Here is a 15,403-nt window from a genome sequence, read left to right as displayed (position 1 = left end):
CAGTTTTGTGCTGCTTGGTACATCGGGTGTGTTGTAGGTCATTGATTTGTAAAGATAATTCGGCCCCCTTCACGACGTTGTCGAAGGTCGGCTACTCAAATTTTGAGCAACTCGTGCGAATTTTCTGGGAATGGATCTGTCGTGCATGCGGCCCCCAACTGCTGGACGCTCTTTTGCCGAGCCAATGCTGCGCTTGCGCGCGAGACGACACTGCTTCGACACCCCCGCCCAAATTGCGGCGAACGGAGTGCCCGGTAGATCAGCACTTGGTGGGCGAGGTACGCAAGTTCGAGCCCATGCGGCTCCAACATGCGCGGCCTGCCAAAAAAGTGACCGAAGGCAGAATCGCGCGGTACGCAGCGTTGGTGCTGCGCTTGATGGGCATCGGCGGTAATGACACCCTGGCGCACAACCCCGGCGCATGCGGGAGTTCGTCGACCAGACGCTCCCCATCTGAATAGGAACACCGTGACACTTGAACTTCTGGGCGCCTTCGGCAAGAGCTTTCTCTTCGTGGTGGCCGCGCTGCTGCCGATACTGAACCCGGCCGCCACGGCGCCCATCTTCCTGGGCTTGACCGAGGGTGCATCACCGAACACGCGCGCGCTGCTGGCGCGCCGCATCGCACGCAACATGTTCTGGCTGCTGCTGGGTGCCATGCTGGTCGGTTCCTACGTACTGGAGTTCTTCGGCATCTCGCTGCCCATCGTGCGCGTGGGTGGCGGCATGATCGTGGCGGCGACGGCCTGGCGGTTGCTGACGGCCACGCAGGCCACGGTGGACAGCCGCACCGAATTGGCCGAGAGCTTCACGCCCGACATGGCGCGACGCCAGGCCTTCTACCCGCTCACCTTCCCGGTGAGCTGTGGGCCCGGCTCGATCGCGGCGGCCATCACGGTGGGTGTGTCGCTGGCCGACGCGCGGCTGTCGCTGTCACTGGCGCGGATGGGCGGCGGCGTGCTGGCGCTGCTGTCCGTCGCCGTACTGCTGTATTTCGCCTTCCGCTATGCACAGCAGCTGCTCAAGCCGCTCGGCGAAGCCGGCTCGGTGATCTTCCTGCGGTTGTCGGCTTTCATCCTGCTGTGCCTGGGCGTGCAGATCGTGTGGGATGGCGTGTACGAGCTGGGCGTCGCGATGTTGCGCGACGGGATGCTGCCACTGCATTCTTGAGCGAAAACCATTAGTGGCGAATGTGGGCGCAAGGCGGTGAGTCGCCCGGCCGCGGCAGGATCCACCTTCGCTGCCGCAGACTTTCGGCGTCGGCCGACAGGCCCCGCTGCAATGCGTGGGCACCATGCCGCATGACCGCGTCGCCACCCGCTCTCCCTGGCGCTCCCTCGAGCCCACCTGCACATCCAATTGCAAGCCCGTCTTCTACCACCCGTGCCCCGACCCGCGACCTGACGCAAGGGCCCATCGGCCGCACCCTTCTGGTCTTCGCGCTCCCCATCCTGGCTGGCAACGTGCTGCAGTCGCTCAACGGCTCGGTCAACGCGGTGTGGGTGGGACGCTACCTGGGCGAGGCGGCGCTCACTGCCACGGCCAATGCCAACAACATCCTGTTCCTCTTGATCGGCGCGGTGTTCGGCGTGGGCATGGCGGCCACCATCCTCGTGGCGCAGGCCATGGGGGCGCGCAACCCGCAGCAGGCGCGCCGCGTGATCGGCACCAGCGCGACCTTCTTCGGCGGCACGGCGGTGCTGATCGCGGCGGCCGGCCCGCCGCTGTCGCGCGAGATCCTCGGATGGATGGGCACACCTGCCGCCGCCCTCCCGCTGGCCGAGGCGTACCTGCGGACGCTGTTCCTGGCCGTGCCGCTGCTCTACCTGTTCGCTTTCATCTCGGCCGTGCTGCGCGGCGCGGGCGACACGCGCACGCCGTTCCTGTTCCTGCTGCTGGTGGTCGTACTGGATACAGCGCTGAACCCGCTGCTCATCTTCGGCTGGGGGCCGGTGCCGCGCCTGGGCATCTCCGGCTCGGCCATGGCCACGCTGGTGGCCAACGCCATCAGCTTCGTCGCGCTGCTGGCCTGGCTGCGCTGGCGCCGGCACCCGCTCTGGATCGGGCGGGCCGACTGGCGGCTCTTCGTGCCTGACGGGGCCATCCTGCGCGCGCTGGTCGTCAAGGGGCTGCCGATGGGAGCTCAGATGGTGATGATCTCCACCGCCATGCTGATGCTGATGGGGCTGGTCAACGCGCAGGGCGTGGTCACCGCGTCGGCCTATGGCGCCGCGCTGCAGCTCTGGACCTATGTGCAGATGCCGGCCATGGCCATCGGGGCGGCCTGCTCGTCCATGGCGGCGCAGAACGTGGGCGCCGGCCGCTGGGAGCGGGTGGACGGCGTGGCCCGCAGCGGCACGCTGTTCAACTTCGTGCTGACCGGCGCGATCATCATGCCTCTGGTGCTGCTGGACCGCACGGCGCTGTCGCTCTTCCTGCCTGCCGGCAGTGCGTCGCTGGAGGCGGCGCGCCACTTGAATCACATCGCCGTGGGCTCGTTCCTGTTCTTCGGCGTGACCTTCGTGCTCTCGGGCGTGGTGCGCTCCACCGGCGCGGTGGTGCCGCCGCTCATCATCCTGGGCCTGGCGCTCTGGGGCATCCGCCTGCCGATCGCCTACGGCCTTCAGCCGTGGCTGGGCACCGATGCGATCTGGTGGAGCTTTCCGGCGAGCGCGCTGTGCGCCATGCTGATGTCGATGGCCTACTACCGCTGGGGCCGCTGGCGCCAGGCGCGCATGCTCGCACCGGCCGAGCCGGTGGTGGCGACTCCGGCCGAAGTGGGTGGCCTGCCGCCGTCGCCGGTCTGTGCGCAGGCAGGCGCAGCGCACGGGTCACCCGGCCAGCAGGCCTGGCAGTCCGGCGCGACGCACCGGCCGGCTTGATGCTTTCCATGGCGGCAGGGATCGCGCGTTCACAGCGGCCAGCCCTCTGAGGCCCATACCCCCGCCACAGCGCACATCGACAGCGCCAGCGTGGCTTTCATGCCGTGAGGGCAACTGCGGGGCGGGAGAAACCCACTGCAGTATGGGCGGCGCGGCCGTCGCCCAGGTTGAACGTCGCCACGCCCCGCACAAGATCCTCGGCCTGCTTCTTCAGGCTGCCGGCCGCCGCCGCCATTTCCTCGACCAGCGCGGCGTTCTGCTGCGTGGCCTGGTCCATTTGCGTCACCGCCTCGCCCACCTGGCCCACGCCGGAGGCCTGCTCCACGCTGGCGGCGCTGATCTCGCCCATGATGTCCGTCACGCGGTTAATGGCGCCGACGATCTCCGTCATGGTCGTGCCGGCCTGGTCCACCAGGGCGTTGCCGGCGGTCACGCGCTCCACGCTGGCGCCGATGAGGTTCTTGATCTCCTTGGCAGCGTCGGCGGAGCGGCCCGCCAGGCTGCGCACCTCGCTGGCCACCACCGCGAAGCCGCGCCCCTGCTCGCCGGCACGCGCGGCTTCCACTGCGGCGTTCAACGCCAGGATGTTGGTCTGGAAGGCGATGCTGTCGATCACCTGGATGATGTCGGAGATCTGTCGTGACGACTCGTTGATGCCGCGCATCGTCTCCACTACCTGGCTGACCACCTGCCCGCCCTGCATCGCGACGGCGGCCGCGTTCTTGGCCAACTGGTTCGCCTGGCGCGCGCTGTCGGCGTTCTGCTGCACGGTCGATCCCAGTTGTTCCATGGAGGCGGCTGTCTGCTCCAGCGCGCTCGCCTGGCTTTCGGTGCGGCCGCTCAGGTCCTGGTTGCCCTGGGAGATTTCCGCGCTGGCCGTGGCCACGGCTTCCGCGTTGTGGCGCACATTGCCCACGGTCGTGCGCAGGTGTTCACGCGTGTCCTCCAGCGCCTGCAGCATCTGCGCCAGTTCGTCGCGTCCGGAGGCCACCACCACGTGGCTCAGGTCGCCCCGTGCCATGCGGTGCGCCGCATCGGCGCACTGCCGGGCGCGGCGCGACAGGTTGCCCGCCAGCATCACCGCGATCACACCGCTCAGGCCCACCATGGCGACCAGCCCGGTCACGAGTTCCACGCGGCCCTGGTGATAGGTCTCCATGGCACGCCCGGCGGCCAGATCGCTGCCTTTGTTGTTGATGGCGATCAGGTCGTCGAGGCCCTTGTTGGCCGCCCGGTATGCGACGCCGGCAGGCCCCACGAAAATCGCGCGCACCGCCTCGATGTTGTTCTCGCGCGCGAAATTCAGCTGCTGCGGCAGCGTCGAGCTGTAATCCGCCACCTGGGTGCGCAGTTCCTGATAGATCCTGCTCTCCTCGGCGCTGGTGAACAGGGGGGCGGCCTCTTCCACGGACTTGTTCAGTGCCGTGCTCGCGTTCTCCACCGTCGCGATCGCCTGGGGCATTGGCGAATTGGGGCCCGCAAGGATCAGCCCCAGGCGGGCAATGCGCAGGGCCGACAGGTTGCGGCTGATCGCCCCGGCAGCGGACACGCTGGGCAGCGACTTGCGGGAAATCTCGACCGAGCGATCGTTCATGCTCGAGAGATTGGCGATGCCCAGCAGGCTGACGATACAGGCGATGACCAGCACCAGCCCGAAGCCGGCGATCAGTTTGGAACGTATCGTCCAGTTGTCGAGGTTCATAGAGTCTTTCGTTGGGGAGCCACGCATGTGCTGCTATCCAGGTTGCAGGTTTGCGAATGCATGCGTGGCGAGTTTGTTAAAGATCGCACTTAATGTAATCATATGTAATGAAATTGGCATTTCTGTAGGAAGAAAGCTCTTCTTTGGCGGGGACTTTCCTGCACGGTCGGCACGGCCCCCCGGTCTTGAAAAGCGAATCGCCCGCCACCGGCTATCCGGTGGCGGGCGATTCGATGCGCTCCAGGGAGGGCGGCGCGTCAGGCCATGGCCTGCATCTCTTCCATCAGCTCCTCCTTGCGGGCCTGCAGCGTCTCGCGCATGGCCACCAGGTCGAGCTTGCGGGATGCGCGGGCCTTGACGAAGATTTCGTTGCGCTCTTCCTTGACGTGGTGGTCGATGTATTCGCCCAGGACGGTCACCTTGGCATCGAACTTGTCGTCCATGGCATCACCGTCCTGGATCTGGGCGATCAGGTCCTTGGCACTGGCGTGCTCGACTTCGGCCTCGTCGAGCAGGTCTGTCTCGCGCAGCGCTTCGCGCAGGGCCGGGTAGAAGATTTCCTCCTCGATCTGCGCGTGCACCGTCAGCTCCAGGCAGATCTGCTGCGCCAGTTCGCGTTTCTTGGCGATGGACGTCTTCGATTTGGAGCCTGCGAATTCTTCGTACTCCTTGAACATCTTCTTCACCTTGCGATGGTCCGCATCCAGAAGGCTGCAGGCATCGGCAGGGGTCCGCTGGTTCGTCGTCGTGGGCATGGCGTTTTCCTCGTAAGGTGTTGGAAAGCCCATTGTCTTTTTGCCGTCACGCCTGGCCGTAGGAGCGGCGCCTGTGTGTCCGTCTTCCCATGGCGCTGTGGGCCATGCGAATGGCTCCTGTCGAGCCTGTGCCGGATCGGCGCAGCGGGAGCGGTGCCGCAGCGGCGCACCCGCGTGCCGCATCTGGCTTCAGGGGCGATGCTGTCGCTGCTGCGGCTGAGGCTGCAGGGCTTCCTGTGGGGCCATGCGCCGCAGTGTCCCGTCGAAGTGCGGTGCGTCGGAATTCCAGTGCAGTTGCCTGATCAGGTGGTGGATCTCGTCCGGAGCACCCTGCAGGTAGCGGCGGAGCGCATGGCCGTCGTCCAGGCGGGCAGGGTCGTCCTGGAGGAACACCCCCATGCGCCTCAACAGGGTCTTTCCACCGGCGTGCTCGATGAGCTTCCAGCGCGTGGCCTCGTAGCGGTATCCCGCAGCCCGGGCGGCGCGCGCCTGGGCCCTGCGGTGACTGTCGCCCAGGGCGTAGTCGGGCGTGGTGGTCCCCGCCATGCTGCGCACATCGTTGTAGGCAGTGATGTCCACGGTCGGGGTGCCTGGCAGGTCCGTGCGGATGTCCGCCGTCGATGCGAAAGACACCACGACGTTGCGGTGGAACAGGGTCTTCTGCTCCAGGGCGGAGTAGCCCAGCGCCTCCATGTCCTGGCGCATGGCGTTGTCCATCTGCTGCAGGGCCGCGATGCCGGAACTGTGGGCCAGGAACCGCAGGGGCGGCGTTCCCGCGACCGCCCGTGGATCGACGCGGCGGGCAGCGCTGCCGTCTTCATGAAGTGGCAAGCCGGCGGCGCGCGCCACGGTGCCATCCATGCGGCGCATCAGGCGTTCGGGTTCCTGCACCAGCCGTGGAAGCAGGATGGCTTCGTAGAGCAGCCGCGAGGCGTGGCTGACGATGCCGGCATGCCGGTCGGTTCCCAGCAGGAACCGGTGGTGCAGCAGGCTGGCCTCGACCAGCGGCAATCCCTCATGGTCCTGCCCGGCATGCACGAAGCCGATCACGTGCAGCGCAGCGGCATGGGAAGGCACGACGATCCGCAGGAACGAGAGAAAGGCCGCGGCGAGTTTGTTGGCCTGCCGGATGCCTTCCGCGTAGTGGGTGTCGGTGGTGCAGGGCAGCACGACCCACTGGCTCCTGCCGAGCTCGTCCTGCAGGTTGCGGGGATCGATGGTGTCCCCCGTATCGGCATGGAACGCCAGGATGCCTTGCGATTTGGGCTCGGCTTCACTGCGCGCGCGCAGGCCCCGGTATGCTTCTTCCATGCCCAGGAAGAGATTCGCCATGAAGGCGTTGTAGCCCTGAAGCCGGCGCAGCCCGAAGTGCTCCACCTCCATACGGTCCTGGCCGAGGCGGCAGGGCAGGGAGGCGATGTATTCGATGAACCGCAGGTCCCGCCCCTTCCTCTGCGACGGCGGGGCCAGGAAGCTGCCGGGAGCCACGCCTGCACGGGCAGCCAGCCGTTGCAGCGCTTCCTCGTAGAACGATGCGTCCTGCCCGGCTTCCAGCAGCAGCTCCCATGCATGGTTGAGCGGCTGGATCTCGTAGGGGTTGCGGAACGCGCGCGCGCCCTGCATGGGGTAGCGTTCCCGCTCCTCGATGAAATAGCGTACGTACAGGCCCGCCTGCCGGATGAGGTCGCGGGCGGTGGCCGCCGCGTTGGCGGGGTCTCCGCGGCCGTGGCGCGACAGCTGCGCGCGCAGCCATTGCTCGCGGCGCTCGAACGCGGGTCGCAATGGCGCCAGGGCGTGCACCAGCGCTTCCATCGGACTCGCGGGCTCGGGGCCGCCGGCGCCAGCGAGGGATGCCGTGGCCTCCATGGCCCCGAGTAACAGGGTTTCCACCGAGGAGGGCATGCGCAGTGCCTGCCGGGTGGCTTCGGCGGAGAGCACGCGGCAGCCGAGCGCTTCCAGCTCTTCGCGGAGCCAGCGCACCTGTTCCGCGGTCCGTCCCTTGCGCAGGCCTCCCGGGACGTTCCGGTCCGGCACCGTCAGGCCATCTTCCAGGCCCACGCGCACACCGTCGAGCTGCAGGCGCACGGCCAGGCGGGGCAGCAGTTGCTGCATCGGGCCCGGCATCAGCACGGAGATCCGGGCCGTGGGAAGCCGGTGCCTTATCTGCTCCACCACCGGCGCCAGCGCGGCCGCGGCCATGTCCAGTGCACGGTCGATACCGGGGGCGTCACCGGCCTGCAGCAGCGCGAAGATGGCCTGGCGTTGCACGGCGGGGATGAGGGAGTCGTCCTCGAAAGCCTCGCCGGCGCGGCGGTACTGGTCCACGCCGGCCACCAGCATCAGCAGGCACGGGCTTCCGGCTTCTTCCAGGCGCGGCCTGAAATCTTCCAGCGTGTTCTGCAGGATCGTGTGGTTGAAGACCTCGATCTCGGGGCGGATGCCAAGCGTGCGCGCATGGTCCAGCTGCCGCTGCAGGAAGTCCGGGGTGTTGAGGTATCCCCCACCGGACTGGAACAGCACTTCGCCCGGGCTGAGCGAGGAGAGTTCCGGGGGCGTGCCGTCAGGTTCGTAGGGCCTGAGGTGCTCGCGGCGGATGGCGCTGTCGGAGTCCCCGCCGCCCCGCACGCTGGTGGAGAGATTGAGGATGGCCAGCGGAACCTGTGCGCGCAGGCGCGGGACGATGGCCTCGTAGTCGTCCGGGACGATGCGGTTGGGTTGCGGGCCCGTGGGCAGCGACAGGGACGACCAGGGCAGCTTCCATGCCTGCCCGCCACGCTCGCGGGTGTGCAGATGGAGGATGGCGGCGCCTTCCCGGACAGCCGCCACGCATTCGTCCACGATGGCGGCGGGCGCGACCGGCAGCCAGCAGGTGGCGCCCTTGCCCGACAGCGCGAAGCCCGTGCCGGCGTGGCACCAGCCGGCATCGGCGAGCCCTTCCACCACGCCGGTGCCGCAGGAATGGAGCTGGTGGACCAGGTCGGGCGGAATGTACGACTCCACCGCGCCGGCATGAGGCCACGCCAGGCCGCCCGCTCCGTCGCTGGTCCAGCCCTGGCCCGTCAGATGCACCACCAGCTCCCTCGAGGCTTTTTCGGAGCCGATCCTGGCGAACCACGCCGCATCCAGCTGCCGCAGGACCGGGCCGTCCGGGTGGTACTGGAAGACGCCGTCCCGCGCGTGCAGTCCGGCCTCGCGGCGCCAGCGTTCGAGCTGTTCCGCCGTGGGGGCGATGGCCCGGAGGAAATCCGCGCCTGCTGGAATCCGGGTGGATTCGCTCGCCAGCAGGCCACCCGGCGCCACGGGCTCCCATCCGTTGCGGCTCTCGAGTGCCGCTTCCAGGCCGCCGATATGCCGCACCAGCGCTGCGGAAAGGTATTTCGGCCCCAGCGGCTCGATGCTGCGCGGCACAGCGCCCACCGGGGCTGCGGTAATGAATATCTCGTGCACGGATCCCCGGCTCGTTGATTGCGAGGGCCGGATTATTCAACGGGGAGGATTGCCGGGAATGAATCTGCGCCGGAACGAATGTGTGGAACTCATTATGTTATGGATAAATGGTTTTTTTATGCTTTATTTTTTTGTTTTCATGATGGTCGCGTATCGACGGCGCCAGGCTGGAACGCCACCCGGCAAGCCGATTTTCATGGCGAGGTGTTGCGCTGGCCGCCCAGGGGGAGAATATTGCGGGCCGCCGGTGGAATCGGTCCCTTTTTGTCGGTTGACATGGCGCCGTTCGAGGAAGGGGATTATTTTTGCCGGAAAGGGCTCGGCTTTTTTTCAAAGGAGTTTCGATGCAACGTCTGCAAGGAAAAACCGTCCTGGTCACCGCGGCGGGCCAGGGTATCGGCAGGGCCAGCGCCCTGGCGATGGCGCGCGAGGGGGCCGAGGTCTGGGCCACGGACATCGATGACCAGGCGCTGGCCCAACTCGCCGCCGAAGCCGCCGCCGAGGGCTGCGCATCTCTGCGAACGGCCCGCCTGGACGTGCTGGACAGCGAGGCGGTCAACGCCTTCGCCCTGCACACGGGCCGGCTGGACGTGCTGTTCAACTGCGCGGGCTACGTGCACCAGGGCGACATCCTCGCGTGTGGGGAGGGGGACTGGGACTTGACGTTCGACCTGAACGTCAAGTCCATGTACCGCACCATCCGTGCCTACCTGCCATTCATGCTGGTAGGGGGCGGCGGCTGCATCATCAACATGGCCTCGGCGGCGTCCAGCGTAAAGGGCGTGCCCAACCGGTTCGCCTATGGCGCCTCCAAGGGCGCGGTGATCGGTCTGACGAAGGCGCTGGCGACCGACTATGTGCAGAAGGGGATCCGCTGCAACGCCATCTGCCCGGGCACCATCGAGTCACCCTCGCTGCGGGGGCGCATCCGGGAGCAGGCCGCGCGCTCCGGCGCCGGCGAGGCCGAAGTCCGGGCCGCCTTCGTGGCACGGCAGCCGACCGGCCGCGTGGGCCTCCCCGAGGAAGTGGCCGCGCTCGTGGTGTACCTGGCGAGCGACGAGTCGTCCTTCACCACCGGCGCCATCCACCTGATCGACGGAGGCTGGTCCAACTGACGAAGCTTCGCCGGGAATCCGCCCCAAGCTCCGTTTCCCGGGTGGGCCCTGCCTCAGGCGAGCAGGGCCTGCGCGAACTCGCGGGCGCTGAAGGTTTCCAGGTCTTCCAGCTTCTCGCCGACGCCGATGAAATACACCGGTATGGGGCGCTCCTGCGCGATGGCTGCCAGCACGCCGCCCTTGGCCGTGCCGTCGAGCTTGGTGACGATGAGCCCGGTGAGCTGCAGCGCGTCGTCGAAGGCCCGCACCTGCGCGAGTGCGTTCTGGCCCGTGTTGCCGTCGATCACCAGCAGCACCTCGTGCGGCGCCGTGCCATCGGCCTTGGTGATGACGCGCTTGATCTTCTGCAGTTCCTGCATCAGGTGGAGCTGCGTCGGCAGCCGGCCCGCCGTGTCCACCAGCACCACGTCCTTGCCGCGTGCCTTGCCGGCGCTCACGGCATCGAAGCTCACGGCTGCAGGGTCTCCGCCCTCCTGGCTCACGATCTCCACGGTATTGCGGTCGGCCCACACGCCGAGCTGCTCGCGCGCGGCGGCCCGGAAGGTGTCGGCCGCCGCCAGCAGGACCGCGGCGCCTTCGGTGGCCAGGTGCCTGGTGAGCTTGCCGATGGAGGTGGTCTTGCCGGCACCGTTGACGCCCGCCACCATGATCACGGTGGGCGTGTGGCGTCCGATCTCGAGGGGCTTCTCGAGCGGGCGCAGCAGGTCGGCCAGGGCATCGGCGAGCAGTCCCTTGACCGCCGCGGGATCGGTGGCCCTGGCTTCCTTCACGCGCCGCCGGAGGTCCTGCAGCAGGTGTTCGGTGGCCTTGACGCCCGTGTCCGCCATCAGCAGCGCCTCTTCGAGTTCATCGTAGAGCGCATCGCCGATCTGCGTGCCGGTGAAGACCGTGGCGATGCTGGTGCCCGTCTTGCGCAGCCCGTTCTTGAGCCGGTCCAGCCAGCCCTTGCGCTCCTGTCCGGCGTCCGGCAAGGGCACGGATGCGGGGGCCGCCGTTGCCGGCGGCGTGGTGGGGGGCAGCGGCACCGGAGCCTGGGGGGCAGGCAGCGGCGCCGCTGTCGGCGCTGGCACGGCCGGCACGGGAGCGGCCACGGGGCCCGGCTGTGGTGGAACCGGCGCTGCGGGATCCTGCGGAGCAGGGGGCTTGGCGAACGGATTGCGCAGCCAGCCGAAAGCACCGGGGGCCCCGGAGGTGCCCGGCGCTTCGGTGGCCGCAGGCCCGGCCTCCGGCACGGCGGGCGTGGAAACCGGCATGGCATCGGGCAGGGCCGGGGCAACGTCGGCCGGTACCGGGGACGGGGACTCCGCAGCGGGAGCAGGGGCGGGCTTTTTCTTGAAAAAACTGAACATTGGCAGGTTCTTAGAATCGCACCCATTCTATGAAACGCGCACTTACCCTCCTGGGCCTGCTGGCCTGCGTTCACGCCGGGGCCCAGGCCCCTGCCACCACCACGTCCCATCCTTCGCCTGCGTCGGCGCAAGGCGCCCAGCCCGGAGCCCAGGTGCCCGGCGTGCGCCAGTACACGCTGCGCAACGGCATGCAGCTGTTCGTGCAGACCGACCGGCGTGCCCCCACCGCGGTGCACATGGTGTGGGTGCGGGTCGGTTCGATGGACGAGGTGGACGGCACATCGGGCGTGGCCCACGCCCTGGAGCACATGATGTTCAAGGGCACGAAGACGGTGCCGCCCGGCCAGTTCTCGCGCCGCGTGGCGGCACTGGGAGGGCAGGAGAACGCGTTCACCAGCCGCGACTACACGGGCTACTACCAGCAGATTCCCGCGAAGCGCCTCGCGGAGGTCATGCGGCTGGAGTCCGACCGGTTCGCGCACAACCAGTGGCCGGACGCGGAGTTCAAGAAGGAGATCGAGGTCATCAAGGAGGAGCGGCGCATGCGCACGGACGACCAGCCCCGCGCGGCCCTGATGGAGCAGCTCAACGCCGCGGTGTTCACCGCGTCTCCGTACCGCAGGCCGGTGGTCGGCTGGATGAGCGATCTCGATGCGATGACGCCGGACGATGTGCGCGCGTTCCACCGCCAGTGGTATGTGCCCGCGAACGCCGCCATCGTGGTGGCCGGCGACGTGGACCCGGAAGCCGTCCGCAAGCTCGCCGATGACACCTACGGCCGCATTCCCGCGGCAGCGGTGCCGGTGCGCAAGCCGCGCACCGAGCCGGCGCAGCGCGGCCTGCGCCGCATCGATTTCAAGGCACCTGCGGAACAGGCCTTCGTCGCGCTGGCGTTCCGGGTGCCGGGACTGCAGCGGCTGGAGCAGCTCACGGATTCCGACCGCGATGCGCTGGCGCTGATGATGCTTTCGGGCGTGCTGAGCGGCTATGACGGCGCACGGCTGGAGCGCTCTCTCACCCAGGGGGCCGACCGCGTGGCCGACGGAGCGGACAGCGGGGCCTCCGTCATGGGCCGGGGGCCGAGCCTGTTCCTGCTGAGCGGCGTTCCCGCGGGCGGCAAGACGGCGCAGCAGGTCGAGGCCGCGCTGCGGGCCGAGGTGGCCCGCGTGGCGCGCGAAGGGGTGGGGGATGCCGAACTCTCCCGCGTGAAGACGCAGTGGGCGGCATCCACCATCTATGCGCGCGATTCGCTGCAGGCGCAGGCGAGTGACCTGGGAAGCAACTGGGTGCAGGGCCTTCCGCCGGATGCCGATGCGCGCCTGCTGGCATTGCTGCGCGAGGTGACTCCCGCCCAGGTCCAGGCCGTGGCTGCCCGCTACTTTGGCGATGACCAGTTGACTGTGGCCACCCTGGTGCCTCAGCCGGTGGCCCCCGGTTCCCGCCGCCCCGCCGCGCCCGCGAGCGCCGACGGCCGCATGCACTGACGAGCCGCCGGCCGGAAGGAATTTCCCATGATGCACTTTGCAATCAAAAAAGCCGCCCTCCGCGCGGCGTTCGCGGCAGCGGCAGGCCTGCTGGCCGCACAGTCCGCCTGGGCGCTGCTGCCCATCCAGCATTGGACCGAACCCAGCGGCGCACGTGTCTGGCTCGTCGAAAGCCCCGGTATTCCGATGGTGGACGTGCAGGTCGATTTCGATGCCGGGGCACGGCGCGACCCCGCGCCGCAGGCCGGCCTGGCGGCCGCCGCGGCCGCCATGTCGTCCAAGGGCGTGCGCGCCGATGGCGCCGAGCCCGCGATGGACGAGAACGCCCTGGGCGAGGCCTGGGCCGATCTGGGCGCGAGCCTGCAGGCGTCCGCGGAGCGGGACGGCTTCAGCTACGGGCTGCGCTCGCTGAGCGACGCCGGCCTGCTGGACCGCGCCGCCCGCCTGGCCGCGCGGCAGATCGCCCAGCCGGCCTTCGCGCAGGACATCTGGCAGCGCGAGCGAGCGCGCTGGAGCGCTTCGCTGAAGGAAGCCGAAACACGGCCCGGCACGGTGGCCGCCAGGGCCTTCTCGCAGGCCGTCTATGGCTCCCATCCCTATGGCCAGCGCGCCACGCCGGAGACGCTGGCGCGCATCGAGGCAGCGGACCTGCAGAGCTTCCATGACCGCTACCTGCAGGCCTGCCGGGCGCGCGTGAGCATCGTGGGCGCCGTGAACCGGGAGCAGGCCCGCGCGCTGGCCCGGACGCTGCTATCGCGCCTGCCGGCCACGGATGCCTCGGGCTGCGCCGCGCTGCCCCCGGTGCCACCCGTGCAGCCGATGGCCCGGGCGCAGGAGGAGCGCATTCCCTTCGCCTCGGCCCAGGCGCACGTGCTGATCGGCCAGCCCAGCTTTCCACGCAAGGACCCCGATTTCCTTGCGCTGCTCGTGGGCAACCATATCCTGGGCGGCGGCGGCTTCACGTCGCGGCTGACCGAGGAGGTGCGAGAAAAGCGCGGACTGAGCTACAGCGTGTACAGCCAGTTCTCCCCGGGGTTGGATGCCGGCCCCTTCCTCGTCGCGCTGCAGACGCGCCCGGACCAGGCGGAGCAGGCCGTGCAGGTGTCGCGCGATGTGCTCGCCCGCTTCGTTGCCGAAGGTCCCACGGCCGCGGAATTGCGCGCCGCCAAGGACAACCTGATCGGTGGCTTCGCGCTGCGCATCGACAGCAACCGCAAGCTGCTCGGGAACGTCGTGAACATTGCCTGGAATGACCTGCCGCTCGACTATCTCGAGCACTGGACCGACCGGGTGGAAGCGTTGACCGCGGAGGACATCCGCGCGGCGATGGCGCGCAAGCTGCAGCCTGCACGGATGGTGACCGTGGTGGTCGGCGGGAGCGCGCCATGAGCCCGGCGCCACGCAAGCCCGCGGCGCCCCAGCGGCCCGCGGCGGCCTCCAGCGCCCGGCAGGGCGGGCACGCCGGTGCGGGAGAGGTGCGCATCATCGGCGGGCTCTGGAAGCGCACCCGGCTGCCGGTGCCGTCGCGCCCGGGGCTGCGGCCCACGCCGGACCGGGTGCGGGAAACACTGTTCAACTGGCTGGGGCAGGACCTTGCGGGATGGCGCTGCATCGATGCCTTCGCCGGCACGGGCGCGCTCGGGCTGGAGGCTGCATCCCGCGGAGCAGTGGAGGTGCTGCTGGTGGAAAGCGATGCAGGCCTGGCCGATCAGCTGCGGCGTTCCTGCGAAAAACTGGGTGCCACGGCGGCGCGGGTGCAGCGGGGCGACGGCGTGGCCGTCCTGCGCCAGCGGGCGCCGGGCTCGGCGCACCTGGTGCTGCTCGATCCGCCTTTCGACGGCGGGCTGTTCGAAACGGCCCTGGCGGCTGCCGTTCCGGTGCTCGCGGAGGATGGATTCATCTACCTCGAGGCGCCGCAGCCCTGGGACGATGCGGTGCTGGCACCCCTGGGCCTTGTCATCCATCGCCATCTGCGGGCGGGCGCGGTGCATGCCCACCTGATCCGCAAGCTTTAGCGTCGCCTCGCGTGGCAAGGCGCCATGCCAGGGGCCATGGGCCGGATGCGGCTTTTCGCGCCCGGCTGGCTGGGGGCGCAGGAGCGCCGCAATAATCCGCTCCAACCGACTGCCTTCAATCCAGGAGATCCGCCCGCCATGGTCCAGAACGTCATCGCCGTCTATCCCGGCACTTTCGATCCCATCACGCTGGGCCACGAGGATGTGGTGCGCCGCGCCACGCAGCTGTTCGGCAGCGTGATCGTGGCGGTCGCCGCGGGCCACCACAAGAAAACGCTGTTCAGCCTGGAGGAGCGCATCGAGATGGTGCGCGAGGCGGTCCGGCCCTATCCCCAGGTGCAGGTGGAAAGCTTTTCAGGCCTGTTGCGCGACTTCGTGGTCGCGCGCGGCGGCAAGGCCATGGTGCGCGGCCTGCGTGCCGTCACCGACTTCGACTATGAATTCCAGCTCGCCGGCATGAACCGCAGCCTCATGCCCGAGGTCGAGACCGTCTTCCTCACGCCGAGCGACAAGTACCAGTTCATCAGCAGCACGTTCGTGCGCGAGATCGCCCTGCTCGGCGGCGAAGTGGACAAGTTCGTGTCCCCCGGGGTCTGCCAGCGGCTCGCCGACAGGGTCCGGGCGATGGCCCCGGCGGGCTGACGCCCCTTCGGG

Annotated in this window: 11 protein-coding genes; 7 read left to right on the top strand and 4 right to left on the bottom strand. The window is 68.8% G+C overall.

Annotated elements, in window-relative coordinates:
- The first annotated feature begins 468 nt into the window (after positions 1-468).
- The gene (locus T336_RS0114195; protein ID WP_026433059.1) at positions 469-1,170 is read left to right on the top strand and encodes a MarC family protein; all 702 of its coding nucleotides are present in this window, start codon (positions 469-471) and stop codon (positions 1,168-1,170) included.
- A gap of 131 nt (positions 1,171-1,301) precedes the next feature.
- Positions 1,302-2,882 carry an MATE family efflux transporter gene (locus T336_RS0114190; protein WP_026433058.1) on the top strand — a complete coding sequence of 527 codons (1,581 nt, stop codon included), beginning with the start codon at positions 1,302-1,304 and terminating at the stop codon, positions 2,880-2,882.
- A 97-nt stretch (positions 2,883-2,979) separates the two neighbouring features.
- Here the strand turns inward: T336_RS0114190 and T336_RS0114185 are convergent, their stop codons facing one another.
- The 3 genes from T336_RS0114185 to T336_RS0114175 all read right to left on the bottom strand — a co-directional run bounded on the left by T336_RS0114185 (position 2,980) and on the right by T336_RS0114175 (position 8,786).
- Positions 2,980-4,584, bottom strand: coding sequence for a methyl-accepting chemotaxis protein (locus T336_RS0114185; RefSeq protein ID WP_035226085.1), 1,605 nt, complete (start codon positions 4,582-4,584; stop codon positions 2,980-2,982).
- 257 nt (positions 4,585-4,841) lie between these two features.
- Positions 4,842-5,339, bottom strand: a complete 498-nt coding sequence (locus T336_RS0114180) for a hemerythrin domain-containing protein (RefSeq protein WP_019702050.1) — start codon at positions 5,337-5,339, stop codon at positions 4,842-4,844.
- Between the two features lie 189 nt (positions 5,340-5,528).
- Entirely contained in the window at positions 5,529-8,786 is a 3,258-nt protein-coding gene (locus T336_RS0114175) for a beta-keto acid cleavage family enzyme (RefSeq protein WP_026433056.1), read from the bottom strand.
- 344 nt (positions 8,787-9,130) lie between these two features.
- On the opposite strand from T336_RS0114175, the gene T336_RS0114170 reads away from it, so the two are divergent.
- A complete protein-coding gene (locus tag T336_RS0114170; protein ID WP_026433055.1) occupies positions 9,131-9,901 on the top strand; it encodes an SDR family oxidoreductase in 771 nt (256 codons plus the stop codon).
- Between the two features lie 53 nt (positions 9,902-9,954).
- Here the strand turns inward: T336_RS0114170 and ftsY are convergent, their stop codons facing one another.
- The gene (gene ftsY, locus T336_RS0114165; protein ID WP_026433054.1) at positions 9,955-11,250 is read right to left on the bottom strand and encodes a signal recognition particle-docking protein FtsY; all 1,296 of its coding nucleotides are present in this window, start codon (positions 11,248-11,250) and stop codon (positions 9,955-9,957) included.
- 29 nt (positions 11,251-11,279) lie between these two features.
- Between ftsY and T336_RS0114160 the strand changes: the two genes are divergently transcribed.
- From T336_RS0114160 to coaD, 4 genes are all read left to right on the top strand, one after another.
- Complete coding sequence (locus T336_RS0114160; protein WP_026433053.1) at positions 11,280-12,734, top strand: M16 family metallopeptidase; 1,455 nt, start codon at positions 11,280-11,282, stop codon at positions 12,732-12,734.
- Between the two features lie 27 nt (positions 12,735-12,761).
- Positions 12,762-14,123, top strand: coding sequence for a M16 family metallopeptidase (locus T336_RS0114155; protein WP_019702045.1), 1,362 nt, complete (start codon positions 12,762-12,764; stop codon positions 14,121-14,123).
- Entirely contained in the window at positions 14,120-14,749 is a 630-nt protein-coding gene (gene rsmD, locus T336_RS0114150; RefSeq protein ID WP_026433052.1) for a 16S rRNA (guanine(966)-N(2))-methyltransferase RsmD, read from the top strand. The genes T336_RS0114155 and rsmD overlap by 4 nt, the downstream gene beginning before the upstream one ends.
- A 138-nt stretch (positions 14,750-14,887) precedes the next feature.
- Complete coding sequence (gene coaD, locus T336_RS0114145) at positions 14,888-15,391, top strand: pantetheine-phosphate adenylyltransferase (protein WP_026433051.1); 504 nt, start codon at positions 14,888-14,890, stop codon at positions 15,389-15,391.
- Positions 15,392-15,403: the final 12 nt, after the last annotated feature.

The sequence above is a fragment of the Paracidovorax oryzae ATCC 19882 genome (assembly GCF_000687165.1).
Classification (GTDB): Bacteria; Pseudomonadota; Gammaproteobacteria; order Burkholderiales; family Burkholderiaceae_C; genus Paracidovorax; species Paracidovorax oryzae.
This window is presented reverse-complemented; position numbering and strand designations above follow the sequence as displayed.

What these genes read in the sequence shown, in the direction of transcription:
- T336_RS0114190 (WP_026433058.1), top strand. Translation starts at nt 1,302, where the DNA reads ATGACCGCGTCGCCACCCGCTCTCCCTGGCGCTCCCTCGAGCCCACCT.
- T336_RS0114185 (WP_035226085.1), bottom strand. Translation starts at nt 4,584, where the DNA reads ATGAACCTCGACAACTGGACGATACGTTCCAAACTGATCGCCGGCTTC.
- T336_RS0114180 (WP_019702050.1), bottom strand. Translation starts at nt 5,339, where the DNA reads ATGCCCACGACGACGAACCAGCGGACCCCTGCCGATGCCTGCAGCCTT.
- T336_RS0114170 (WP_026433055.1), top strand. Translation starts at nt 9,131, where the DNA reads ATGCAACGTCTGCAAGGAAAAACCGTCCTGGTCACCGCGGCGGGCCAG.
- ftsY (WP_026433054.1), bottom strand. Translation starts at nt 11,250, where the DNA reads ATGTTCAGTTTTTTCAAGAAAAAGCCCGCCCCTGCTCCCGCTGCGGAG.
- T336_RS0114160 (WP_026433053.1), top strand. Translation starts at nt 11,280, where the DNA reads ATGAAACGCGCACTTACCCTCCTGGGCCTGCTGGCCTGCGTTCACGCC.
- T336_RS0114155 (WP_019702045.1), top strand. Translation starts at nt 12,762, where the DNA reads ATGATGCACTTTGCAATCAAAAAAGCCGCCCTCCGCGCGGCGTTCGCG.
- rsmD (WP_026433052.1), top strand. Translation starts at nt 14,120, where the DNA reads ATGAGCCCGGCGCCACGCAAGCCCGCGGCGCCCCAGCGGCCCGCGGCG.
- coaD (WP_026433051.1), top strand. Translation starts at nt 14,888, where the DNA reads ATGGTCCAGAACGTCATCGCCGTCTATCCCGGCACTTTCGATCCCATC.